The organism is Paenibacillus sp. BGI2013 (assembly GCF_002843485.1).
GTDB classification, from domain to species: Bacteria; Bacillota; Bacilli; order Paenibacillales; family Paenibacillaceae; genus Paenibacillus; species Paenibacillus amylolyticus.
On the sequence record NZ_PJFA01000001.1, the window covers coordinates 782,917 to 807,196 of the forward strand.

The following is a 24,280-nucleotide window of genomic DNA, read 5'->3' on the forward strand; positions in this document are numbered from 1 at the left end:
GGTACATTCAATAGGAGCGATCATATGCATACAGAGTTACCGATACAAGAGGTTATTCCTGAGTTAAGACAGTTATTTTGGGATCAAGATACAGGTGTGTTAATTGCAGAGCCAGGAGCGGGAAAAACAACTGTTGTACCGCTGGCTTTGCTGGAAGAACCGTGGGTTGCGGGACGGAAAATCATAATGCTGGAACCCCGGAGGCTGGCCGCGCGTTCGGCTGCGTCGAGACTGGCGGCTACGCTTGGGGAAAAAGCGGGTCAGACTGTAGGATATCGTGTACGCATGGATACCCGGGTGAGTCAGGGGACACGCATTGAAGTGGTGACGGAAGGGGTATTGACCCGGATGTTGCAGCAGGACCAGGGTCTTGAAGATACGGCAATGATTATATTCGATGAATTTCATGAGCGGCATCTACATGGGGATTTGGGTCTGGCTCTGGCCTTGGAATCCCGAGCGATGTTACGTCCAGATTTGAAATTGCTGGTGATGTCGGCGACCCTTGATCCTGTTCCCATCTGTGCATTGCTTGGCGAAGGTACAAAATCAATTCACTGTCCGGGTCGCACGTTTCCGGTGGAAACACGATATGTGCCGAGACCAACAGCTATGCCGCTGGAACAATTCACGGCTCAGACGGTGACTAAGGCATTAGCCGAACAGGAGGGAGACGTGCTTGTTTTCCTTCCTGGCGCAAGAGAGATACACCGTACAGAACGGGAGTTATCGAACGGTTCTCTTCCTGGACATGTGAAAGTTCATTCCCTGTATGGCAGTATGCCGGTGGAACAACAGGATGAGGCCATACGCCCGGCGGCTGAGGGCTCGCGCAAAGTAGTGTTGTCCACCTCCATTGCGGAATCCAGCCTCACACTAACTGGAGTCAAGATTGTGGTGGATGCGGGGCTGAGCCGAGCATCGGCATTCTCGCCGCGCACGGGCATGAGCCGGCTTGTTACCCTGCCGGTGTCCAAGGCGTCAGCCGATCAACGGCGGGGTCGTGCAGGGCGAATTGCCCCAGGGGTGTGTTACCGGCTATGGAGCGAAGAGGTTCATGGGGGGCTGCCTGAGGCAGCTCGCCCGGAGATCACCTCCGCTGATCTCGCGCCGCTGGCGCTGGAGCTTGCCGTCTGGGGTGTCCAGTCCCCAGCAGAGCTGCAATGGCTGGACACTCCGCCTGACGCCGCCTACGGCCAGGCACAGGTGCTGCTGCGCCAGCTGGGCGGCCTGGACGACGCAGGCCGCATCACGCCCTTCGGGCGGCGGATGAACACGCTTGGCGTGCATCCGCGACTGGCCAGCATGCTGCTCCGCGCGGCGGAGCTTGGGCTGGCCAGCTACGCCAGCATGCTGGCGGCACTGCTGCAGGAGCCTGCCGGCCTCCGCAGTAGTGGCAGTGCAGGCGCGGGCACGGACCTCCGCCCGCGCGTAGAGGCGCTGCTGACCGCGGACAGCAGCGGCATGCCGCAAGCGGCAGCGGCTGTCGCAGACGGCGCGGCCGTGCGGCGCATGCTCCAGGAGAGCCGCCAGCTGCGCTCGGCTCTCGGCCCGGCGGCAGATCCGGTGCGGCCGGATGAGGACAGCTGCGGATTGCTTCTGTCCTTCGCCTATCCGGACCGGATCGGGCAACGCCGGGAGGACGGCCGCTATCTGCTGAGCAGCGGCCGCGGCGTACGGCTCGCAGCGACAGAATCGCTGAGCCGTGCAGCGTATCTGGTCGCAGCCGAGGCAGACGACCAGGGCGCAGATGCGCGGATCCTGCTGGCTGCGCCGTTGCAGGAGCAGACCTTGTTGCAGGCAGGACAGCACTTGCTGCACAATGAAGTGCAAGTGGCCTGGGATTCCAATACCCGCAGCGTGCGGGCACATAAGAGACTTCGGATTGGAGCCCTTGTGATTAAAGAGAGCAGTATTGCACAGCCGCCTGAAGATCAGGTGCTAGAAGCACTGTTAAACGGGATACGGATGGAAGGGCTGGATTGTCTGCCCTGGACAAAAACGTCCAAACAACTTGCGGACAGGCTGCGGTTCCTGCATCTCCATCTACCTGAGTGGCCTGACCTGATTGAAGATGATCTGACCGAAGAGCTGGCAGAACATCTTACCCCTTATCTGACAGGCATGCGATCGGCAGCCGACCTGAAGAGATTGTCGATGCAGGATGTATTACTGGGTGGATTGAGCTGGACGCAACGACAACAACTGGACGATGAAGCGCCGACGCATATACAGGTGCCCAGTGGCTCACGTATTCCTGTGGACTACAGTCGTCCAGAGGACCCGGCGCTGGCAGTAAGATTACAGGAGATGTTTGGACAACAGGAGACACCGCGTATAGCGGGTGGGCGAGTCCCGTTGACCATCCACTTGTTATCGCCAGCTCAGCGACCTGTACAGGTTACACGAGATTTGGCCAACTTCTGGCGAGAGACGTACTTTGACGTCAAAAAAGACCTGAAAGGTCGTTATCCGAAGCACTACTGGCCGGATAATCCACTTGAAGCGGTCGCCACAAATCGGGCCAAACCACGGGGGAAATAGATGAATTACTTCATTTTTTAAGATATTAACGACTAGGTTCCCAAAGGGCGCGCATCAGGCTTAGACTGTGCTGGAACAACGGTCGGTTTTGTAGCTGTTCGATAATTCTCTACCTTAAAGAATTACCCTTTAACCAGGACATGTCTCAAAACTCGCTGAAGTGCATCTTTTACTATCTTTCGCCCCATGTTACGTCACTTTGCCTTTTCGCTCCATGCTACGTTACTTTCCCTTGACGTCTGCTGAAAACTTCCGGCATGGAACGAGAATTTGGAATAATCTGCTTCTTTTGAGGTTGAAGACACATCCTAGAGCGTATCTTCAAACCTGCCGAAGCCGAAGCGCAACTGAACGTGCCTGGAGTGGAGCTGAACATGGAGCAGAACCATGGAGCGGAGCGCTAACGAACTTGTGACGTCTTATTCAGCGATTTGAAGCGCCCGCAGCAATCTAAGGAATCTGAAACACCTTATATCTGAATAACCAGCTGTATACAACGGGTTTGTCAGGTGATTTTGGTAAATAACGTGTCTCATGTTCCTTACAAACTTAAATGAAGACCCGAAGGCTAAATAAGACGTCCTTGGTTCCTTAGAAAATCGTCTGGGACAATCCGCCAGGATCAGCCAGTCTGGACTTCAAGATGTTTTGGACCCTAACATCCTTCAACGTAGAACATGCCTAACAACGTATCACATGTCTGAGTTTGAAGGCGCAACCTGATGAGGCATGAAAAAAATGAACCTCAGCAATTCATTGCTATTAACACATACGATATTGACTTGCAAGCGTTTGAAAGAAACGAAGGCGGGTAATAACATAACGAACCACTCAATCAGATGAGGAGGGATTCATTATGCAAAAGAAAATCGTAGGTGTGTTTAATACAGAACGTGAAGCATCGCAGGCTATCGAGGGTCTGAAAGCACAAGGATTCACTTCAGACGAAATCTCCGTTGTTACACAAGATCGGGACGAACTGAAGGCAATTCGGGAAGAGACAGGTACCAAAGCCCCTGAGGGCGTGGCTGCTGGTGCAGCAACAGGTGGTGTCCTTGGTGGCGTAGCTGGTCTGCTCGCAGGTATAGGTGCACTAGCCATACCGGGCATAGGACCGATTCTGGCCGCAGGCCCTATCGCAGCAGCATTTACCGGTGCAGCTGTGGGTGCAGGAGCTGGCGGATTGGTGGGTGGACTTGTGGGTCTTGGTATTCCGGAAGAGGACGCTAAACAGTATGAGGAGTATGTACAGAATGGTAAAATCCTGCTGCTCGTAGATTCTACGGATCGGGACTCCGATGTGTATGATGTGTTCAGTGGCAACAGCCAGCTTAACCGAGACAGAGCCGAAGCAGCTCATCGCGGAGATGTGCCAGCCGAACGTCCGGATCTGGATATGGAAGAACGCAGATTGGAAGCCCAAAACAAGGCAGCACGATTCGGTAACAATACATTCCTGTGATCTTGCCGCGAATTTAATCGATATGAAATAAAACCCAATGACTTATTATCTGCAAAATGGAATGACATATATGATCCACCAGATGGTCATTAGCCGGTTTCCTTAAGGGAAGCCGGCTTTTGTCCCTGTGTTGCATATGGGTGGGTGTCAATAATGTTGGATGGTGTTTTTACCCAGTCAAGCAGGGAATAACAATACATATAACAGTACAGCCAAAGCGAGTCCAATCACCAGTAACATCATGGTAAGAAACCGGATTAATCCGGTCGATGCCTGAAACGTCTGTTCATTGATTTGTGTACGCTTCCGATGATACGCTGCTGCCGAATACACAATGATGGATATGCCCCCAATCAGAGAAGTGATACCCGTAATAATCGCCGCAATATGTGCAAGCCGATCATACGCCGACGAATTGAAGCCAAATCCGGCAGCAAGAAAGCCGATGCCCGCCATGGCAATACCGGTGCGTACCCAGGCCAGAAAAGTTCGCTCGTTAGCCAGATGTTGCTGGACATACTTGGAATCGGTAGTGGTTACGTCTTTGTCTGTTAAAGAAATGTGAATCAACTCCGTTCATTAAATATACGGCTTCATTGTACTTTGTTTTTATCGCAAAACCAAGAAAGGATGGCTGAATGTATGCCTCGCAAAGAACGAATTACAGAAATAGAGAGCTTAAGGGGAATTGCCTTTGGAGCGGTGGTTCTCCAGCATTCCATCGCACATTACTCTTTAGTCCCGGAAACGAGACTGGAGGATGGCGTGTTACTGGCCATACTGCTGATGCTCTCCAAATTTGCAGTTCCTTTATTCATATTCATAACAGGGATGGTGCTGTTTTATAACACGGGAGACAAGCTGCATTACGGCAAGTTTATGAGAAAAAGAGTAAACGACGTGATTGTGCCTTATCTGATCTGGTCACTCATTTATTTTACACTTGCACCGCGTGGTTGGACCGGATTTGGATGGAATGACATCCCAGACTTAGGCCTGAAGTTGCTTACGGGCAAAACGACTTCACACTTTTGGTACATCATTATGTTGATTCAGTTTTATCTGTTATTTCCGCTTTTCTTGCGTGCAATTCGTTATGTATATAACCGATATGAGGCCAAGGGGCGCTTGATCGCATTATTGATTTCTGGCGTGGTGTATCTTGTACTTGCGGATCAATTAAGAAACATCGCCAAGTTCATGGAACGGGTGAATATCCCGGTGCTGACAGATGCTTTTACTACGTATGCAGACCGTAATTTCCTCTATTTCTTTATTTATTTTGTACTTGGTGCAGCAGCGGGGTTATCCGTCCAGCACTGGAATGAATGGATTCATCGATTGCGCTGGATATACTGGACAGTGTTTATTGTTCTGGGTCTGCGGTTTACTTATTTATTAATGTTAGAGTTTCAAAAGCCGGAAGGAATCAAAATTACATTCTACACAGTCAGCTTGATCCGCCCTGATATGGCACTCTTTCTGATCGCTTCCATTATGGTCATGTACCAGTTGGCCGGAAAACTGCATAACCTCAGGGCTACACGATTGCTGGGATGGATTGGTGGTGTATCGTATGGTGGTTATCTGATGCATATGTTGATGCTGCGGTATAGCTACATTCCGGATGAGTTGTTTTACGTTGCTATGGGCTGGAACCCTGTCCTTCGAATGATCATCACCTGGTTGTTGGCTCTTACATTATCCTGTGTAGTGACATGGCTTATCTCTCGTGTAAGCTGGGGCAAATGGATTGTGGGAGCCGTACCGAAATCTGTCCGCAATAAATGAAAACATCAACATATGAAAAATTCATAATAGATTACCACAGCCGCACAGAAGCGTACGGGAGTACGAAAGTCTACTAACACAAGATACAGGAGCACAGATATTACAGCTTTTGCACAGACTTTCTTGTCATTAAAATCCGATCTCACGACTCCCTAAGCCATGAAATAAACAACTTTTGAATCAATTTCATAACTCACTAAAAATGGATTTCTGTAACTGGATATAGACAAATTGAACCGTTTCGATCTATATCCAGCCTTGGTTGAAGCAGCTAAAGGTATTATGAAATTGATTCTTTTGAATATAAATTAAAATTTCATTACATGAAAAATTCACAAAAGCAAACCTTTTTCTGTGCTTCCCCCAGGTTAACGCGTATTCACACAATTTCTTTCTCACCTTCTTTGAAGATAGATAAAAGGGAGGCAAAGCGGAGAAAGATGGCAGAACCCGAACATAAGTTTTATAATACTAGATATATAGGTTCTGACAGGAGGGGAATGAACGTGGCTTTTATGATTGCACAGCGGGCATTTATCAAGCTGTATCTGATTACAATGGTTGAACAGCACAGGGGGTATGGTTACGAGATGCTGGAGGCGATGAAGCAGGAATTCAAAGACTACGGTTATGTACCACCCCAGAGCGAGGTATATCGGGCACTGCATGAATTGGTACAGCAAGGTGTTTTTTATCGCACAAAGAAGCTGAAGGGCAATGATCCAAAGGTCGATTTTCAGGAAATCGTTTTATATCATTTCACGGATGATGGTGCGGAAAAAGCTGAGTTATACAAGAAACAGGTCAAAACGGATCTGGATCGTTGTCTCGGCATGTTACACAAGGCAGAAGAGGACAATTACGGTACGAAAGGAAGATGAGCATGAACAGACAGTTACAGTGGGGTGTACTCGGTACGTCAACCATTGCCAAAAATGCAGTCATTCCGGCGATCCAGCAGTCTGAACGTGGTGAGGTGTTGGCGATTGCCAGCCGCAGCAAAGAAAAAGCGGAAACCCTTGCCGAAGAACTCGGCATTGCCAGATCGTATGGCAGTTATGAAGAGCTCATCGCTGATCCGGACATTGAAGCCGTCTATATTCCTTTGCCTAACCATATGCACAAAGAATGGACCATCAAAGCGGCACAGGCTGGCAAACACGTGTTGTGTGAGAAACCTGCTGCACTGAATGCAGATGAATCGGCAGAAATGATTGAGGCATGTCATCAGCAAGGTGTTCTTTTTGCAGAAGCAATTATGTATCGATATCATCCCAAGCACAGACGTGTGCAAGAGATTATAGCTAGTGGAGAGATTGGTATCGTCAGAGCCATCCATGGTAACTTTACCTGTAATACCGCTGATGACAAGGAGAATGTAAGGTTCAAAAGAGAGATGGGCGGCGGATCATTATTCGATCTTGGCGTGTATCCGATCTCGGCAGCCCGGATGTATCTGGGACAGGAACCGGAAGCGGTGACAGTTCACGCTCTATTCTCGGACGAGCATGATGGCGTGGATATGATGGCGTCGGGACTGGTAGAATTTCCGAATTCGGTAGCTTTAACTTTTGACTGTGGCATGTGGGCTTCAGGACGAGCGGAGATGGAGATTCTCGGGACGGAAGGGCGGATTGAACTGCCAAAAGTGTTTGGCTGGGAGAACAGTGATATTCCACCTCAGATTATTGTGCACACCGATTCGGTTAGCCGTGAGGAGCGTGTATCGGTGTCCAATTCCTATGTGCTTCAGGTGGAGACGTTTGCAACGGCTGTGCTTGAAGGAGAGGCCTTACCTTTCAGTCCGGAAAATACCATTCAAAACATGCGCGTTATTGATGCATGCCTGGAATCGGCTCGAACTCGTCAACGTGTGCAATTGATCGGTTAGATTAGGTCAGGTCAGTTTAAACATACTAGAAAAGTAGACTCCATCTTCAGGGATGAGAGTCTTTTTTTCTGTCTTAAAATGTTACAATTATAATATTTTACAATTTAAACGTCTTCATTTGATATTTCTACCAAAATGATGTGATATAAATAGTCATGAGATGACTTGTTTACTATAATCTAGCAGAACATACAACTAGACCGTTACAGCTTATAGAACGCATATCGTGACAACGTTCATCTACTTTGAAGGATCGGGAGGCCGGATTGATGAAAAAGTTGATATCCACCGCATTACTGGCATTGTTGTTAACGTTTGTTTTCCTCACAGGTTCACAGTTCACTCCAGTCGGACAGCAGAAGGCATCTGCTGCAACATGTACCATCATCAATACGTTTACGGGTGTAGCAAACTATTTGAGTGCAAACGGAACGTTGCCATGTAACTTTATTACCAAATCACAGGCAACAGGACTTGGCTGGGTAGCGTCAAAAGGAAACTTGGCTGTAGTTGCTCCTGGCAAAAGCATCGGTGGGGATACATTTGGCAATCGGGAGGGGCTTCTGCCTTCGGCCAGCGGACGTACATGGCGCGAAGCGGATATTAACTATACTTCCGGCTTCCGTAATTCGGATCGAATTGTGTACTCCAATGATGGACTCATCTACAAAACGACAGATCACTATGCATCATTTACACGTTTGAAATAGAGGAAGGAGCAGCCATGAATACCGTGATTCTGGATGGAGAAGACTTTGCTAGTAGCACTGAACTTCATCAACAATTAAAGGATAAGCTGAAACTGCCGGATTTTTATGGCGGTAATCTCGACGCTCTGTGGGATTGCCTCACGGGTACGATTGAACTTCCACTAGAGTTAAAATGGACCAACTACCAAATCAGCGAAGAACGCCTGGGGAATGAAGCAGGCCGGGTACGTGATTTGATGTTGGAGGTACAGGCTGAACAGTCTGGATTTCAATTGCTTGTTGAGAAGTAGGCAGCAAATAAAGACAGTTCAAATACAATACGTCCAGCCGAGCAGACCACATGTGGTCTGTTTTTTTTGTGTTATAGGAGGTTGTTCAAAAAGTCCTTGTGTTGATTGCGAATTCTCTGAAAGAATAGCGAGCTATAACTTTGCTTACTTGTCGTTAAAATTATTTTCACGGAGGTATTGATTTCTGCATAACTTACGTTAAAATAAAATTAACATGAAAAATATTTTAACGTTGAGGAGTGAAAAGGGATGAGCGATAACACAGCAGTTGGCAAGCAAGGTATGGGTGAGTTAATACGAATCAGACCGTACATGCAATTTATGCTTAGTAAAGTTGTATCCAGATTTGGTGATTCGATTGACTCGATTGCCTACAGTTGGATGGTGTACATTCTAACCGGTTCGAAAGTGCTGATGGGTACGTTGCTGGCGGTGAATTTTTTGCCCAATATCCTTCTGGGTCTGTTCGCCGGGGCTTTGGTTGATCGCATGTCTCCCAAGAAAGTGATTGTGATTACGAATACCGGCCGCGGGTTGTTGGTTGGTATTACAGCTCTGCTGTTTGGATTGGGCCAACTTGAAGTCTGGCATCTGTTTGTCATTACAATTCTGAATTCTTTGCTGGAATGCTTCACTAGTCCTGCAGAAGTGTCCAGTGTCCCCCGATTGCTTCCCCCATCAATGCTGCTTTCGGGTAATGCCATGTCCTCTTCCGCAACCAGAGTGGCCGAACTCGCAGGACTTGCAGTGGCGGGTGCCCTTATTGCCACAATAGGAATTGCCTGGACGATCTTGATTGATGCGGGGTTGTTTGCGCTAAGTGCTTTAATGATGAGCCGAGTAGGCTACCCTGAAGTCTCAACAGCTGCTAACAATGAAGATAAAACATTAACTGAAATGAATTCTCTTTCATCCGACAAAAGTAGTATATTCTCCGAAATGGCGGAAGCTTTTCATTTTCTTCGTAAACATGCCTTACTGTTAATTGTCTCCATCCTGTTTGCTTTCGTTAATTTCTGCCTGATGCCGTTTAATGTTCTTCGTACACCCTATGTCATTGAAACGCTGCATGCTGGCGCTGGGGGATTAAGTCTGCTCAGTGGGCTGATGGTGGTGGGGATGTTGCTTAGCGGTGTATGGTTGACACAAAGGGGAGCGAACTATCGTAAAAGTGTGCTGGTCATCAGTGGCATTGTCATGTTGGGTCTCAGTTATGCGATGACGGCACTACCCGCTTACATGACTTCCTTCCAACTGCCGGTTGCAGCGGCTTTTTGTCTACTGATGGGTATGGGGATTCCGCTGGCTACAACACCGCTTGGTACCTATCTTATGGAAGTTACCCCTTCGGAGATGCTGGGCAGAGTGTATGCCCTTCAGACTATGCTTGTCTTGAGTGTTGCACCCCTTGGGAGTCTGGTTTCGGGAGCACTTGCAGATTGGCTGACCATGCCGGTTCTGTTTATCGTTTTTGGTATTATGCTTGCCATGTCAGCAGGTATGCTGTTATTTAGCAAAAGTTTTCGAAGTGCTCTGTGAAGATTTTCAGAAGTGATCATTAGCCGATTTTCTGTATCAAGTCATTTTCGGCTCGTTTTGACCGAAGTCCTGACGCAGCGGTATAATAGAGTCATCGATGGACAACAGGTACCCCGGAAATGAGGATACAGGGATGGAGCACAAGGTTCTTTCAACAATTGAAGAAATTAAAATCTACTCCGATCCGTATCGGATACAGATTATGAATATGTTTAACAAGCAGGGCAGACCATCCACGGTCAAAGAGATCGCCGACCAGATGGGTGAGGTGCCAGCCAAAGTTCACTATCATGTAAAAAAGCTGGAGAAAATTGGTCTGCTGACCATCGTTTCTACACGTGAGATTAATGGGATTATCGCAAAATACTACGAACCATTCACCGGAGAGATCCATCTCCGTCACGAAGATGAAGACAAGGAAAACTCTCCATTGAAACAGGTGTTTCGGTCCGAGACGCTCAAATTATTAAATGAGATGTTCGAACAAAGTCGTCAGCGATTCATGCATCAGGCGGAAAATGAAGATCGGATGTTTCTCTCGGACATCACGCTGTATGCAACCCGTGAGGAAGTAGAGCAGTTGTATAAAAACATCATAAAACTCTGTGAACCCTATACAACAAAAGAGAATCGGCAAGGGGAACATGAGGTCTTTCAGTTATTCTCTGCTCTCTCTAAACCTATAGTGAAAATACCTGCTTCTAAGACAGATGCAAAAGAGAAAAAGAAAGCTACGTCTGATAAGGGTAAAGCAACTCCGAAAACGTCTCGATCTGTGTCTAAGCGGCAGGAATCTGCATCATCTGGTAGTGAGTCGGAAGAATAAACGGATGGAATACATGGGTTCAGCCTTATTGATGGAAGCAAGTAACCGCAAACGTGAGAGACTGCTATGGAGAAAACTAGAAAAAGCCGCCCAATGGCGGCTTTTTAATGCGTGATAAGGAAGGCTAATGGTGGAGCAGTCTATGGAATCAATCAATTTTGACGCTTAACGTTTCAGTTCATAACAAAGTTACATGTTCTCATCGTAGCCCTTCACATCACGTTTGGCTGCGGTTGCGGGGGAGTTGGATGTGCCATATTCTTCGACCGCTTCCCAGGCATCTGCGTTGTCGAACTTGCCGGCCCGCTTCTGTCTTCCTTCTCCAGCACCACTCGGAGGCATGGTCATCACTTCTTCTTCAACGGGGCGATCGTTGCTGATCTCCCGATTAGGCGTGTCGTCAATACAGTAAGCCGTATAGGGGATAGCTTCAAGTCGTTCGAAGGGAATATCTTCGCCGCACGTTACACAGGTTCCATATGTACCTTGCTCCATACGTTCCAATGCGTCGTTCACTTGATTGAATTCGTCTGTTAATGTATCGTCAATCGCCAGATCACGGCTGCGTTCAAATGTTTCCGTACCGGCATCTGCCGGATGATTATCGTAGGAGGACAGCTCACCGGTTGAATCTTTCAGCGACTCGACTGGAGCACCGTCTTCCATGCTGGATTCAAAATGACGCTGCAAGTTTTCACGTTGCTCCAAAAGGGCGTTTTTCAGTATTTGATGTTGATCTTTAGTTAATGTACTCATAAGGACATGCTCCTTTCCCGTTGTGGGGTGTAGTGAGTCTTTACCCGAATTGGATGAAAAGCAATCATTTTCGTGAGGAATAGGGCTGTATCGTTTTATATCTGACGGATTATGTGTTATAAAAAATAGAGAGAGAAATTGCCGTGTGTTCTTCCCAGGAAATAGAACTACGGCTTGGCTTATAATGGAGGTTGTCAATATGGATGAACATATGAAACGAAGATTGGATAAACAAAGACAATTGTTCAAACAATTGGGTGTGCAGCTAGATGCGTTATCGATTCATGAAAAACAATTTAATTATAAACTTCGTGGTTATGATCCGGATGAGGTAGATGCTTATCTTGACCTGGTCATCAAAGATTACGAACGTTTCTATGCCAATATTGCAGATCTGATGGACAAATGGCAAGAACAGCAGTTAACGATCCGTGATCTCAAGTCGTCCGCGAAACCGGTGGAAGATCCAACCAAGATTGATCGCAAACAACTGGATGATATTGTGAAACAACTGGAATACAGTGTGCGACAGCTCAAGATCAGAGCACGTCCCGAAAAGGATCTGTTCTCTGAATAAGGTCGTCATGTCCTGGATTATATTAAATAAAGGTGGTTAATCATGAGTACTCATTTTTCGGTCAGTGTGCATTGTTTGTTGTTATTGTCACTCAGCGCGCCTGAACGAATCACGTCTGCACACATTGCAGGTAGCGTGAATACCAACCCTGTCGTCGTCAGACGTATTCTGGGCGGGCTGAAAAAGGCGGGATTGGTGAACTCCTCTCCTGGAACAAGAGGTTTTTACTTAGCGAAGCCATCAAGTGAAATCACATTAGCCATGATCTATCAGGCTGCCAAGGACGAAGGTCCATTGTTCCCGATTCACGGCAATTGTAACCCGGATTGTGAAGTGGGCTTGCATATAGACAGCTTGCTGACCAATCTGTATCAGGTTGCCGAGGCGAAGGTGGAGCAGTTCTTTGCATCCATTACACTCGAAGATATGGAACGTTCCTGTACTCAGATGCAAGCTGTTCCATCACAGACAGAATAGATTGCAATAAAGACTTAAAGTGCATGTTCAAAAAGGGTGGTTTTCAGTACCGAGAAGATGGGATGAATTCCATATTCGATGCTGCGATGCCGTTAGGCATCCTTCGTAATCAAAAGCGGACTTTTTGAACGACCTCTTAAAGGAAAGGTGGGTTGTTATATGAAGATTTTAGTCATCTCTGACACGCATTTATCACGTAAATCACGGAAGTTACCGACTAGGCTCCTGGATGTATTGCCGAGTGCAGATCTCATTCTTCATGCCGGTGACTGGTCGGATTGGAGTGTATACCCATTGCTTAGTGAGTATGCACCAGTTGAAGGTGTAGCGGGTAATACGGACCCGTCCGAAATCGCTGAAAAACTGGGATATTCTCGTATTGTTGAAGTGGAAGGGCTTCGTCTGGGTCTTGTGCACGGTCATCTGGGATCAAAGGGTACGGAGCAGAATGCAATTCATACGTTTGCAGGCCAGCATGTGGATGCTGTGATCTACGGACACTCACATATCCCGGTGATGCATACCGTGGACAACACACTGGTATTTAATCCGGGGTCGCCTACGGATCGGCGTTTTCAGAAACAATACTCATTTGGCATCATGACAATAGAACAGGGGAAAATACAGGCTGAACATGTGTTCTTTGATCGGGATTAGAGAGATAAGCGCTGGTTGCAAGTTGGACGAGTACAAGAGCCAGAACCAGAACCAGCTACTGAAGTGGCGACTTGATAACTGATAGGGAACCTTTTCCTTAAATTTCATATTATATATATGATTATTGTACAAGGCATCTTTGAGCAGAATTCAAATCTGTTCCAGGGATGTCTTTTTTGATTTTTGATCACATCATTCTCTTGAGAAGTTATCTCTGAATGGGGAATGTGCTCTGATCGTTATCTGTCATTCATCTGTTGGCCTTTTCCCCTATGGTGACGTTCAGTGGAGTGATACAATGCCTTTACGACATGAAATGAATACGTTTACATAAGGAGATGGATCATGATGAAACTGTCTGTATTCACGGTGGCTACCCCTGATCTGAATGCAGAAGAACTGGCATCGGCTGCGGCAGCAGCGGGAATTGATGGAATTGAGTGGAGATTCCGTGGAATTCCTGAAGATGCTATGTCTGAAGAGCCTTCTTACTGGAGAAATAATCGATGCTCGGTAGATCCGAGCCGCTGGGAGGAACAGGTTACTGTTTTTCGTGAAGCAGCGTTAGGGCAAGGTAGAAAATCCATCGCACTTGTACCTTATCTGAACTGTGGAGATCTTTCTGCCACCGAACAGGCGTTTCAGGTTGCGGCTGGGTTAGGAGCTTCAATGATGCGTGTAGGTGTTCCTGGATATGATCGCAAGACCAGTTATCCTGAGTTATATCGTAAAGCCGTTGATTACCTGAGTGAAGTACAGGATTTGGCCAAACAGTACAACATCAAGGCGATTGTAGAGACGCATCATCAGACGATAGCACCGACGGCATCGCTGGCCTATCGGCTTGTGCAATTGCTCGACCCGCAGCATGTTGGTGTATTGTACGATCCAGGCAATATGGTGCATGAAGGATATGAGAATCATCGGATGGGACTTGAGTTGCTGGGGCCTTATCTGGCTCATGTGCATGTAAAAAATGCCGGGTGGTTTGAACCAGAAGGGAAAGATTCACAAAAGGCTAATGTGACTGAGAAGAGTAGCGGAGTGGCTTTGAATACAGCCTGGAAATGTCACTGGACGCCGCTGACTGAAGGCATGGTCGATTGGGTACAGATGGTGCGGGATCTTCGTGCCGTTGGGTATGACGGATACTACGGAATTGAGGACTTTAGTGGTGCCTTGGAATCCAAGGCGATGTTACAGCATTTTGCAGACGTTTTCGCCGAAATTGAGCGTCGTGTGGACGAGGAGGAGCAGTCATGAGTATCGTACGAGTAGCGGTGATTGGTATAGGAAACATGGGAGCAGCACATGCCAGAACGTTGGTGGCTGGAGAAGTACCCGGTGCAGAGCTGGTCGCCGTATGTGATGTAAGAAGAGAGATGGAGAGCTGGGTATCCAGTCACCTTCCGGCAACGGTCACCTATTGGCAGGATGCAGAGCAGATGATGGCTTCGGGTACGATTGATGCAGTCATTATTGCAACGCCGCATTATGATCATCCGGAACAGGCCATTCAGGCTTTCAAGCATGGCTTGCATGTCATGATCGAGAAGCCGGCCGGTGTGTATACAAAACAGGTACGCAAGATGAATGAAGCGGCCGCAGCCAGTGGCAAAGTCTTTTCCATGATGTACAACCAGCGAACCAATCCACTCTACATTAAGCTGAGAGACTTGATTGCTTCGGGCGAACTGGGTGAAGTACGGCGTACCAACTGGATTATTACGAACTGGTATCGATCCCAAAGTTACTATGATTCCGGCGGCTGGCGGGCAACATGGGCAGGTGAAGGGGGCGGTGTACTGATTAACCAGGACCCCCATCAACTGGATCTGTGGCAGTGGACCATCGGCATGATGCCGGTACGAATGCGTGCGTTCTGTTCGTTTGGCAAGTATCGGAACATTGAAGTGGAAGATGATGTAACAGCTTATGTGGAGTATGAAAATGGAGCAACGGGTGTCTTCGTAACGACTACTGGAGAAGCACCGGGTACCAATCGATTCGAGGTCAACGGAGACCGGGGTAAAATCGTGATCGAAGATGGAAAACTTACGTTCTGGCGACTTCGGGAATCTGAGCCTGAATTCAATCAGCGGTTTACCGGAGGTTTTGGACAGCCAGAATGCTGGAAATGCGAGATTCCGATTACAGGTGTGGAAACGGGTCACCCGGGTCTGATTCGTAACTGGGTTGATGCGATTCGTACAGGCGTACCACTTATTGCTCCCGGTGAGGATGGTATACACGGATTGACGTTATCGAACGCTATGTTGCTGTCCACCTGGACGGATAACTGGGTGGATCTGCCGATCGATGAGGATCTGTTCTATGAGCATCTGCAGGAACGCATTGCTGGCTCAACGACGAAGAAAGACAAGGCATTCAGTGGCAGTCAACCTGCTGATTTGAGTCAGACGTTTAAATGAAGACGATTTGTTATGTAAGACGAGTTCATTGTAATCAACATTTTATAAAAAGGATGGGATGACATGGCTAAAGACGGGATGTTTTATGCACCAAAAAGTGTTACAAAAGAGGTCGTATGTGGTCCGGGTGAGTTCACGATTGCTGCTGTTGCGCTGGATCACGGACACATCTACGGCATGGTTGGGGCATTGTTGGAGGCTGGAGCTACTCTCAAGTGGGTGTATGATCCGGACCCGGCGAAGGTAGAGGCATTTCGGAAGCAGTTCCCACAGGCTCAAGTTGCTGGATCTGAAGCCGAAGTGCTCGCCGATGATGAGGTGTTATTGGTGGCAAGTGCAGCGATCACTTCAGATCGTGCGCCGCTTGGCATGAGAGTTCTGGCCGCAGGCAAGGATTATTTTACAGACAAAGCGCCATTTACCACACTGGAGCAATTAAAGCTTGCACGAGAAGAAGTGAAGCGAACAGGCAAAAAGTATATGGTGTATTACAGTGAACGACTGCATGTAGAAAGTGCGATCTATGCGGGGCAGCTTATCGAACAAGGGGCAATCGGCAAAGTAGTGCAAGTTATGGGCACAGGCCCGCATCGCTTAAATGCTGGAGGAAGACCCGACTGGTTCTTCAAGCATGAGCAGTATGGCGGCATTCTCTGTGATATCGGGAGTCACCAGATCGAACAATTTCTGACGTTTGCATCATGTACGGACGCTGAGGTAGGGTTCAGTCGTGTGCATAACTTCAATCACCCACAGTTCCCGGAACTGGAAGACTTCGGCGAAGCTTCTCTGATTGGTGATAACGGAGCTTCCGGTTACTTCCGAGTGGACTGGTTCACACCGGATGGTCTGGGCACATGGGGCGATGGGCGTACAGTTATTCTGGGAACGGACGGTTATATCGAGCTGCGGAAGTATATCGACATCGCAAGGGAACCTCAGGGGGATCAGGTGTACCTGGTCAATCATGAAGGGGAGTACCGCTACAATGTAAAAGGCAAGGTAGGTTACCCGTTCTTCGGCCAACTCATTCGCGATTGTCTGGATCGCACCGAGACAGCCATGACACAGGAACATGCATTCAAAGCCGCAGAACTCTGTCTGATTGCACAACATAAAGCGATGAGCGAGCGCGTGGTGTGGAGTAGCGGAGCGAAGTAAATATTTTAGGTGAAGGAGAGCAAAGGTTGATCACTAAAGGTTATCCGTAAATCTTCTTTTGTTGAGTGAAGAAAGAGCAGCCCAAATGTTAAACTGCATCCAACAGGTTAGTTATGTCTAACGAATGGAGTAGTTCACACTGGGGCTGCTTTTTTGAGTATGTTCGTGACTTCGCAGATGGATTAATATGGGTTATATTATATATGTAGTTCGGATATTGTTTGAAAAGAGAGGTGTTTACGAAGTTCGTAGATATAATGTTATAGGAAATCCATGCGAAGTTAATTCAGGAGGGACTAAAGAAGATGAACAAGAAACTATTAGAGCAGTTTGAACATTTCAATAAATTTGTAAAATCAATTGATGATGTGACTTGGCAAAAGTCGATTGCTCCTGGAAAGTGGACGGTGAAGGAAGTCGTGACCCATCTATGGAATTGGGATACATATACTTTAAATACAATGCTCCCACACATAAAAGACCAAGTGAAACTCCCAGGATTCGTCGATCATGATACCCATAACTTAAAAGCAATAGAGAAGGCTAAAGAATTTACAGACAGAGAAAGTATGATTAAAACCTTTATTGAAACTCGAACCCATTTAGTCAACCAATTCCGTGAGGTAGATCATTCAGAAATTCACTTTTTTATAGGCAATGATAAACGACCTTATACCTATGAAAGATATCTAAAAATATTCGTACACCATGATGAACATCATAAGAAACAAATCGAAAACCTATTAGCGTGATTCAGAGAAGACATGGACATCCTATAACATCATATTCACGCTGCGGACATTCGTCCTGGGTCCGGCATACGCCGGACACTCGACATGCGTCGAGTCGTGAATACAGGAACGTTATATGCAACCTGAAAGGCAGCCATATCTGAGAAGGTCAAATTTCAAAGGATCCAATTCTTGATCCGAAACTTTTTTTAGAGGCAACCAAAAGGATTTAAAGCATCAAAGCATATCCAAAGAAAGGCAGAAAAATTGCGGGAAAGATTCGGAACAATAAACGGGACAACGAATTGCTTTAGAATACGAAGAGAGTTGAGAAGGATTACAAAAGCTAAAAAAGTATTACTTAAAGATAGCAAGAAAGCATAAAATTAAATAAGAAAATGTTTGGTTAAGACCATTAGAAATTAGAATATACCAAAAATGACATACGGTTTTTATCTAGTCTTTGCTAAATAACTGGAGTATATTGGGTTATGAAGATAAAAGGGTCACATGAAACTTAAAATAATACATAAGAAATGGTTGGTGTTTTAATGAACATTGAAGAATTGGATGAGTTAAAAAAGAAAACAGTCGTAGATTTACAAAATCAAGAGATGAAAATCAATGAATTTATTAATAGATTTGATACAATAGAAATGCTATCTAGGTTAAGTTATTTTTCTTATATTACAATAGATAGTGAGAAGGGATATAAATATATTCAACCTGCTAATTTAGAACACTTAGCGGGTATTATACTAAATAGAACATTTGTAGTTAAAGAAGAAATACCAAATCCGTTAGAAATAGACGACTTAATAAAAACTATTGATCACTTCATGTCATATTGGAAGATCTCTAATTACTTACGAAAAATAGATTTTGACTTAAGTGAAAAAGAATTGAGTAAAGCAATAGTAGCAGCGAATATGACGAGCAACTATGGAATTGTTAGAGGATATTCATGGTTTACTCCTATGCAACAGCAAATAATAGATCTATTGAATAACTATGACGAGTATTTAGAAAATACTATTGGTTTTACAATAGGAGATTGTTTTGAGTTTTTTGAACATCTAACACAGCTATATTCAGAAAAACTTGAGAAATTAGCAGAAAAATCTATTACAAGAGCAAATGAAATGATACCTTTTATTCTTGAAGATTATAAAAAAGGGGAAATAAGGGATAAAAATATTAAGAAGATAGTGAAAAATTATTCCAAAAATCATAAAAAAGCGATTCATGAACTTGTTCCTTATATATTATTTTCTGAGAGTCTAAAAGATGAACTTTTGTTCTCGAGTTTTGATATAAAAGTTGATGATGAGAAACTAAAGAAATTAAATAAATTCCTTGAGTTTTTCTCTACTAATATCGCTGAAGAAGTTCAAGAATATCGTTTCCCAAGCGATGATAATATTTTTAGAGCTAAACCTATTCTCAAATATGAAGACTCTTATCTTCTGATGTTTCCTAATAGTTTAAGGTGGACTTTACAGGAACAAATGGAAAAAGTTATTCAAGAAAATGAAGAAATGTGGAATGAATATGGACAGATCAAAGGTGATTATTTAGAAAAAGAGACTATTAATGTTATGAGAAAAATTTTACCTGAAGCAGATATACATTCTGAGTTATACTACAAACATAATGGTGAAAGATACGAGCTTGATGGTCTAGTGTTGTATGACAGTAATCTATTTATAATAGAATCAAAAAGTAGAGGTTTTCACTCCCCGGCAAAAAAGGGTGGGCTTGGTCGTTTGAAAAAAAACATTCAAGAGAATATTGAATATGCATTGATACAAGCCAAAAGAGCAAAAGACTTTATTGAAAGCAAGGAAGAAGTCTGTTTCTATAATCGTAGTGGTAAGAAAGTTCTTAAACTTCAATCAGAAACTTATAAAAATAAGTTTATAATGAATACTACCTTGGATTATTTTGCGGATATAACTACTTCTTTAACAAGTTTGAAAGAGGTGGGATTATATAAAGCAGAGGAATACCCATGGTCTATATCTTTGGCTGATTTTAAAGTTATTTCTGATTTTATTGAGTTTCCCACCCAGTTCATACATTATGCTTTTTTACGTACTAGAATGAATGATAATATCGCCTTGAAATCTACGTATGAACTTGATATTTTTGGGTTGTATCTTTTTCAAGACCAGGAGGAGCGACAAGATTACCATGTTGAGGAAATTGATATTGGTAAAGTGATGAAGAATATTATTTTAGGTACTCAAGAAAATGTTTATTCTGAAGTTCTTGATTATTCTCCAATATATAACAGACATTACTATGATAAAAATGTAGGACTATCTTCAGAACCATATAGAAGAAAGTTTAACAATAAATTCAAAATAATTTTGATGGAATTAAATCAACTAAATCAATATGGTCATACTACTATTGGACTAAAATTGATAGATCTTTATATGAATGAACAGGATACCATCATTGAAATGTATGATAGAGTAGTCAAAATGACACAAAACGATGGTAATTTGCATGACATTTCAAAGCCTGTTAATTATGATAAGTTAACTGGTTCTATTTATGGAGTAACTATAATGTCAGGCTATACCAGAGATAGAGTTATTATTTTAGAAAAACTAAAAGCACATTGTGTATTTAAAATGCATCAATCACAAGCCAAGGAATGGATAGGATTATGTACGTTTCTTGATGATAGAAGAAAAATAGTGAACAATTTTGTTTACGTTGATGAAGATATGCTTTCTAGTAGTAAAAAAAATCCGGATTTTATTTCTTTATTAAACATGATTGATCAGGAGACTAAAAAAGTAGGAAGAACTTTATATAAAGCAGGTAGAAATGATCCATGCCCTTGTGGGAGTGGAGTGAAATACAAAAAATGTCATGGATCTGGTATCTAAGTGTTTTAATTATATATTTGTAATGATTTATAAAAATAAGATTGCTTATTTTGGATATATAAAGATTAATAGTGATACATGAATTAAAAGGTAAAAAATTAATATATAGTAATGATAGAAATATAAGAAAGCGCCGAATCATCTATCGGCGTTTTTTGTTTAGGGTTTAAAAATCAAAGAAAATTTAAAGCTAAAAAGACGATTAAATCAGGAGATCGGGGGTTGAAATAGGAAGCATGAAGTGGCTTCAGATCAAATGAGTAGAAAGAGAGATTGGAAAAAGAGTTTTAAGAGAAAATAGATCTAAAAAAACGGATTAAGAGTTAAAAATCATTTTAAAAAGATAGAAAGAAAGCATAAAATTGAAGAAGGAAATAATGAAATAAGATTAAGACAAATTGGAAGGTCACAGGCAGCATATAACATCATATTCACGCGGCGGGCATACGCCCTTGATCCGGCAGTCGCCGGACACTCGACATACGTCGAGTCGTGAATACGGGAACGTTAGACGAAATAGACTGTGAAAGGACATATATATATGATAACAATCTCATGTACCAAGAAGCTATTTGATGCTAGTTCTTTTGTCGAAGAACCAGACAACGAATTAGAGGACGAACTCTACAAGTGGCATGCCAATGTATTTCGAATGGCTAAAAAGAATAATTTAATTATTATGAATAATAAGACAAGGTATTGCTTTATTTTGTTTGGAATAAGAAAAGAGCACTATAAAAACTTTAAAGAGATATTTCTCCATGCACTGATAGAAAATTTAAAAGCAGAAGGAATCTCTGAACCTTTAATTAACAACTATATCAGTCATGCAAACAGCATTAAGTTCATCAAAACGTATGATAGAAGCGTCATTGGATCCATGATAGACATGGTTAAAATGACTGAATTCATGATTGAAGACTATTTACCCATACAAGAAATGAACATCATCGAATTAAATAAAATGAACAACGCGACTCCCTTAGTAAAGCTAAAAAAATTTCCAAACCAATTTATGAGGGAGGCTCTTAGTATGTGAGCCTACAGTCTACTTCGTCTAGCATAATATTCATGCTGCGGACATACGTCCTTGGTCCGGCATTCGCCGGACACCCAGCATATGCTGGGTCGTGAATACAGGAACGTTATACGAAACCACTCAGGAGTAATTGTATAGTTATATGCGGATCAAGGAAGGGGATAAATTGAATGATATTGAATTTGGAATTAGCGGATATTTTAGAAAAATCTGAAATTAATTATATGGTTGATCGAATGACTGCAATCAGAGAACGAGAAGGAAACCCTGAGGGAATTGAAATAAAACGATTCGGGGAGAGCACGGCGTTTTATAGTAAAACGATGCCATGGGGTCTTTTTAATAATGTAAAGGGAAGGATTTCTGAAGATGTCATTGAAGATATCTTAGACTTTTATAATGAGCGGGAAAGGAATTTTGAGATTCAAGTCATCCCGGGTAATATAAATCAAGAAGTTATGAAAAAACTCCATAATATAGGCTTTTATCAATCAGGATTTCATACAACGCTTTTTTGTGAACCTGGAAATCTAAATTCGTTTGATCATCATAAACTGGAAATTCGTGAACTACTCGAAGATGAGTTCGATACATATGCAGAAATTCATTGTTTAGGTACAGGATTATCACTTGATGGGAAAGAACACGTAGCTGCAAATAACCGAGTACTGTTTTCTCGTCCTGGATGGCACTATTATTTGGGGTTGGATCAGGGCTATCCAGTTGCAGTAGCTGTAATGTATATAGAGAACAATGTTGCTTCATTAACATTTGCGACAACACTACCTGAATATCGAAATAAAGGATTTCAAACAAATTTATTACTTAGACGAATTCATGATACCTACAACAATTGTAATCTCGTTGTTAGTCAGTGCTCATTTGGCTCGCAAAGCCATCGGAATATGGAAAGAGTGGGTATGAGAATTGGATATACCCGGGCAACATGGACAAGGAATTAATTGTGAGGGGGAATTTAGGCTGGCATCGCCTAACATAATATTCAAGCAGCGGCCCTTCGGAGCCTTGGTCTGCGGGGTAGATTTCGAAGAGGCTTTTCAGCAGACAACCCCTTCGGGTTTCATGAATACTGAAACGTTATTTGACATAAAACTATTACATTTTAGGAGAAAATAATGAATATCACTTTCTCGAAATGGGTGCAATATTATCGAAGAAATAATCAAAACCTCAAATATATTCATTGGGATGACAACTATAAATTAACAACTAATGAAAGAGAAATAATCATTAAGTCAATTCAACAGTTTCAATTAGGAGAAAACTCCGAAGGTAAATATCTAATTAAACGTGCGCAAGAATATGTACATCAGACGCAAGATCAGGATTACTATGAAGCGCTTATAGAATTCATTAAAGAAGAACAGAGGCACGCTAGAGATCTAGGCAGATTTATGAAGGTACAGGGAATCCCACTCCTTCGTAGACATTGGGTGGACAATGTATTTAGAAGATTACGTCGATATGCGAGTTTAGAACAATCAGTCATTGTTCTATTAACTGCTGAGATTATTGCTAAGTTGTACTATAAAGCCTTGCAAAAATCTACAAAGTCAGAAGTATTAATCGATTTATGTAATCAGATTTTAAGTGATGAGGAGAAACATGTTCAGTTTCAATCTGAAACACTTCATAAATTTGCTCAAAATAGAAGCGTTCTCTTTAACAGAATAGTTTATATCCTTCGTAGAATCCTTTTTGAAGGAACGCTAATTATAGTGTGGTATCAACATAAGCCTGTATTTAAATCTGGGGGATATAAACTCAAAAGTTATTACTATGAATGCCGTCATGAGTTTAACTTAACGAAGAAGATTATAGCTAATTCACAGTAGAGGTTTACGTCAGATAACATCAGATCCAAGCTTCGGGTCCTGACGCCCCCTGGGTCAGCACGTAGGGAATTGGCAGGGGCGACACATCCGCACCGACTAACCGCATCACGGCCGCCCTTAATGTGGCTTAAGTCGATGGGACGTAATGGATACAGTAACGTTATATGCAATCCCGGAGATCTAAGTTCCAATTGAGGATGAATGTATTAGGAGGGAAGGATGATGAATCATGGTATGGCATCATGGCAAGAACTGAAAATAGATTATGAAATTAATCAAATATCTCCCAATATATCAACTAGACTAGAAGATATTGAACTTATCCCTACGGGGCTTGGAATAAAAATACTCACTATCCTTATTGAATGGGCTTGCCAGCCACAAAATACCCACCCAATTGAAATAGCGAGGAAAAAGATTAAAACAATTCCTTCTGATTGGCTAATAGAACATCTTCCTAATGTAGCTAAAACAGCAATCTGTCTTGACGATGAATGGGAGTATCGTAGATTGTTAGAGCTACTTTCAGAGGCAATTCCAAAATTACTAGATTGGGGAATTGTATTGGGAATTAATTCTAAAAATGAAGGAATTAAAGAGGAAGCAAATGACTATAAAGAAAAATAACAGTTTTGTAG

At 43.7% G+C, this 24,280-nt stretch carries 23 protein-coding genes; 21 read left to right on the top strand and 2 right to left on the bottom strand.

Annotation, left to right across the window (positions count from 1 at the left end; all coding sequences use genetic code 11):
- The first annotated feature begins 24 nt into the window (after window positions 1-24).
- Together hrpB and CXK86_RS03505 are read left to right on the top strand one after the other, a co-directional pair.
- Window positions 25-2,544: an ATP-dependent helicase HrpB gene (gene hrpB / locus CXK86_RS03500; RefSeq protein ID WP_076249772.1), complete on the top strand. Its 2,520-nt coding sequence runs from the start codon at window positions 25-27 to the stop codon at window positions 2,542-2,544.
- 856 nt (window positions 2,545-3,400) lie between these two features.
- Entirely contained in the window at window positions 3,401-4,006 is a 606-nt protein-coding gene (locus CXK86_RS03505) for a general stress protein (protein ID WP_017689064.1), read from the top strand.
- 177 nt (window positions 4,007-4,183) lie between these two features.
- Here CXK86_RS03505 and CXK86_RS03510 read toward each other — a convergent pair whose 3' ends face one another.
- Window positions 4,184-4,576: a YidH family protein gene (locus CXK86_RS03510; RefSeq protein WP_017689063.1), complete on the bottom strand. Its 393-nt coding sequence runs from the start codon at window positions 4,574-4,576 to the stop codon at window positions 4,184-4,186.
- A gap of 72 nt (window positions 4,577-4,648) precedes the next feature.
- Between CXK86_RS03510 and CXK86_RS03515 the strand changes: the two genes are divergently transcribed.
- The 7 genes from CXK86_RS03515 to CXK86_RS03545 all read left to right on the top strand — a co-directional run bounded on the left by CXK86_RS03515 (window position 4,649) and on the right by CXK86_RS03545 (window position 11,053).
- Window positions 4,649-5,797 (top strand): acyltransferase, encoded by a 1,149-nt coding sequence (locus CXK86_RS03515; RefSeq protein WP_180361715.1) that lies wholly within the window; start codon window positions 4,649-4,651, stop codon window positions 5,795-5,797.
- Between the two features lie 506 nt (window positions 5,798-6,303).
- Entirely contained in the window at window positions 6,304-6,678 is a 375-nt protein-coding gene (locus CXK86_RS03520; protein WP_036609188.1) for a replication termination protein, read from the top strand.
- A gap of 2 nt (window positions 6,679-6,680) precedes the next feature.
- A complete protein-coding gene (locus CXK86_RS03525) occupies window positions 6,681-7,688 on the top strand; it encodes a Gfo/Idh/MocA family protein (RefSeq protein WP_101313446.1) in 1,008 nt (335 codons plus the stop codon).
- 269 nt (window positions 7,689-7,957) lie between these two features.
- Window positions 7,958-8,398 (top strand): ribonuclease, encoded by a 441-nt coding sequence (locus tag CXK86_RS03530; protein WP_076318556.1) that lies wholly within the window; start codon window positions 7,958-7,960, stop codon window positions 8,396-8,398.
- A 14-nt stretch (window positions 8,399-8,412) separates the two neighbouring features.
- Window positions 8,413-8,688 carry a barstar family protein gene (locus tag CXK86_RS03535; protein ID WP_101313447.1) on the top strand — a complete coding sequence of 92 codons (276 nt, stop codon included), beginning with the start codon at window positions 8,413-8,415 and terminating at the stop codon, window positions 8,686-8,688.
- 249 nt (window positions 8,689-8,937) lie between these two features.
- Window positions 8,938-10,227 carry an MFS transporter gene (locus tag CXK86_RS03540; RefSeq protein WP_101313448.1) on the top strand — a complete coding sequence of 430 codons (1,290 nt, stop codon included), beginning with the start codon at window positions 8,938-8,940 and terminating at the stop codon, window positions 10,225-10,227.
- A 133-nt stretch (window positions 10,228-10,360) separates the two neighbouring features.
- Complete coding sequence (locus CXK86_RS03545) at window positions 10,361-11,053, top strand: ArsR/SmtB family transcription factor (protein ID WP_101313449.1); 693 nt, start codon at window positions 10,361-10,363, stop codon at window positions 11,051-11,053.
- A 189-nt stretch (window positions 11,054-11,242) separates the two neighbouring features.
- Here the strand turns inward: CXK86_RS03545 and CXK86_RS03550 are convergent, their stop codons facing one another.
- Complete coding sequence (locus tag CXK86_RS03550) at window positions 11,243-11,809, bottom strand: TraR/DksA C4-type zinc finger protein (protein WP_101313450.1); 567 nt, start codon at window positions 11,807-11,809, stop codon at window positions 11,243-11,245.
- Between the two features lie 199 nt (window positions 11,810-12,008).
- Between CXK86_RS03550 and CXK86_RS03555 the strand changes: the two genes are divergently transcribed.
- The 12 genes from CXK86_RS03555 to CXK86_RS03610 all read left to right on the top strand — a co-directional run bounded on the left by CXK86_RS03555 (window position 12,009) and on the right by CXK86_RS03610 (window position 24,269).
- Window positions 12,009-12,386 carry a DivIVA domain-containing protein gene (locus CXK86_RS03555; RefSeq protein WP_017689054.1) on the top strand — a complete coding sequence of 126 codons (378 nt, stop codon included), beginning with the start codon at window positions 12,009-12,011 and terminating at the stop codon, window positions 12,384-12,386.
- A gap of 42 nt (window positions 12,387-12,428) precedes the next feature.
- Window positions 12,429-12,863, top strand: coding sequence for an Rrf2 family transcriptional regulator (locus CXK86_RS03560; RefSeq protein WP_017689053.1), 435 nt, complete (start codon window positions 12,429-12,431; stop codon window positions 12,861-12,863).
- A gap of 159 nt (window positions 12,864-13,022) precedes the next feature.
- On the top strand, window positions 13,023-13,520 hold the full coding sequence (locus CXK86_RS03565; protein ID WP_076249767.1) for a metallophosphoesterase family protein: 498 nt from the start codon (window positions 13,023-13,025) through the stop codon (window positions 13,518-13,520).
- A gap of 348 nt (window positions 13,521-13,868) precedes the next feature.
- The gene (locus CXK86_RS03570) at window positions 13,869-14,783 is read left to right on the top strand and encodes a sugar phosphate isomerase/epimerase family protein (protein WP_076249973.1); all 915 of its coding nucleotides are present in this window, start codon (window positions 13,869-13,871) and stop codon (window positions 14,781-14,783) included.
- On the top strand, window positions 14,780-15,952 hold the full coding sequence (locus CXK86_RS03575; protein WP_076249766.1) for a Gfo/Idh/MocA family protein: 1,173 nt from the start codon (window positions 14,780-14,782) through the stop codon (window positions 15,950-15,952). The genes CXK86_RS03570 and CXK86_RS03575 overlap by 4 nt, the downstream gene beginning before the upstream one ends.
- A gap of 63 nt (window positions 15,953-16,015) precedes the next feature.
- Window positions 16,016-17,113, top strand: a complete 1,098-nt coding sequence (locus CXK86_RS03580; protein ID WP_036609170.1) for a Gfo/Idh/MocA family protein — start codon at window positions 16,016-16,018, stop codon at window positions 17,111-17,113.
- A 305-nt stretch (window positions 17,114-17,418) separates the two neighbouring features.
- On the top strand, window positions 17,419-17,865 hold the full coding sequence (locus CXK86_RS03585) for a DinB family protein (protein ID WP_051447118.1): 447 nt from the start codon (window positions 17,419-17,421) through the stop codon (window positions 17,863-17,865).
- A gap of 530 nt (window positions 17,866-18,395) precedes the next feature.
- Window positions 18,396-20,747, top strand: coding sequence for a YecA family protein (locus CXK86_RS32505; protein ID WP_047842550.1), 2,352 nt, complete (start codon window positions 18,396-18,398; stop codon window positions 20,745-20,747).
- A 541-nt stretch (window positions 20,748-21,288) separates the two neighbouring features.
- Window positions 21,289-21,786, top strand: coding sequence for a DUF6933 domain-containing protein (locus CXK86_RS03595; protein WP_076249765.1), 498 nt, complete (start codon window positions 21,289-21,291; stop codon window positions 21,784-21,786).
- A gap of 170 nt (window positions 21,787-21,956) precedes the next feature.
- Entirely contained in the window at window positions 21,957-22,748 is a 792-nt protein-coding gene (locus CXK86_RS03600; protein ID WP_083684238.1) for a GNAT family N-acetyltransferase, read from the top strand.
- Between the two features lie 174 nt (window positions 22,749-22,922).
- A complete protein-coding gene (locus tag CXK86_RS03605; protein WP_076249764.1) occupies window positions 22,923-23,642 on the top strand; it encodes a ferritin-like domain-containing protein in 720 nt (239 codons plus the stop codon).
- Between the two features lie 222 nt (window positions 23,643-23,864).
- The gene (locus tag CXK86_RS03610; RefSeq protein WP_076249763.1) at window positions 23,865-24,269 is read left to right on the top strand and encodes a hypothetical protein; all 405 of its coding nucleotides are present in this window, start codon (window positions 23,865-23,867) and stop codon (window positions 24,267-24,269) included.
- The last annotated feature ends 11 nt before the right edge of the window (window positions 24,270-24,280 follow it).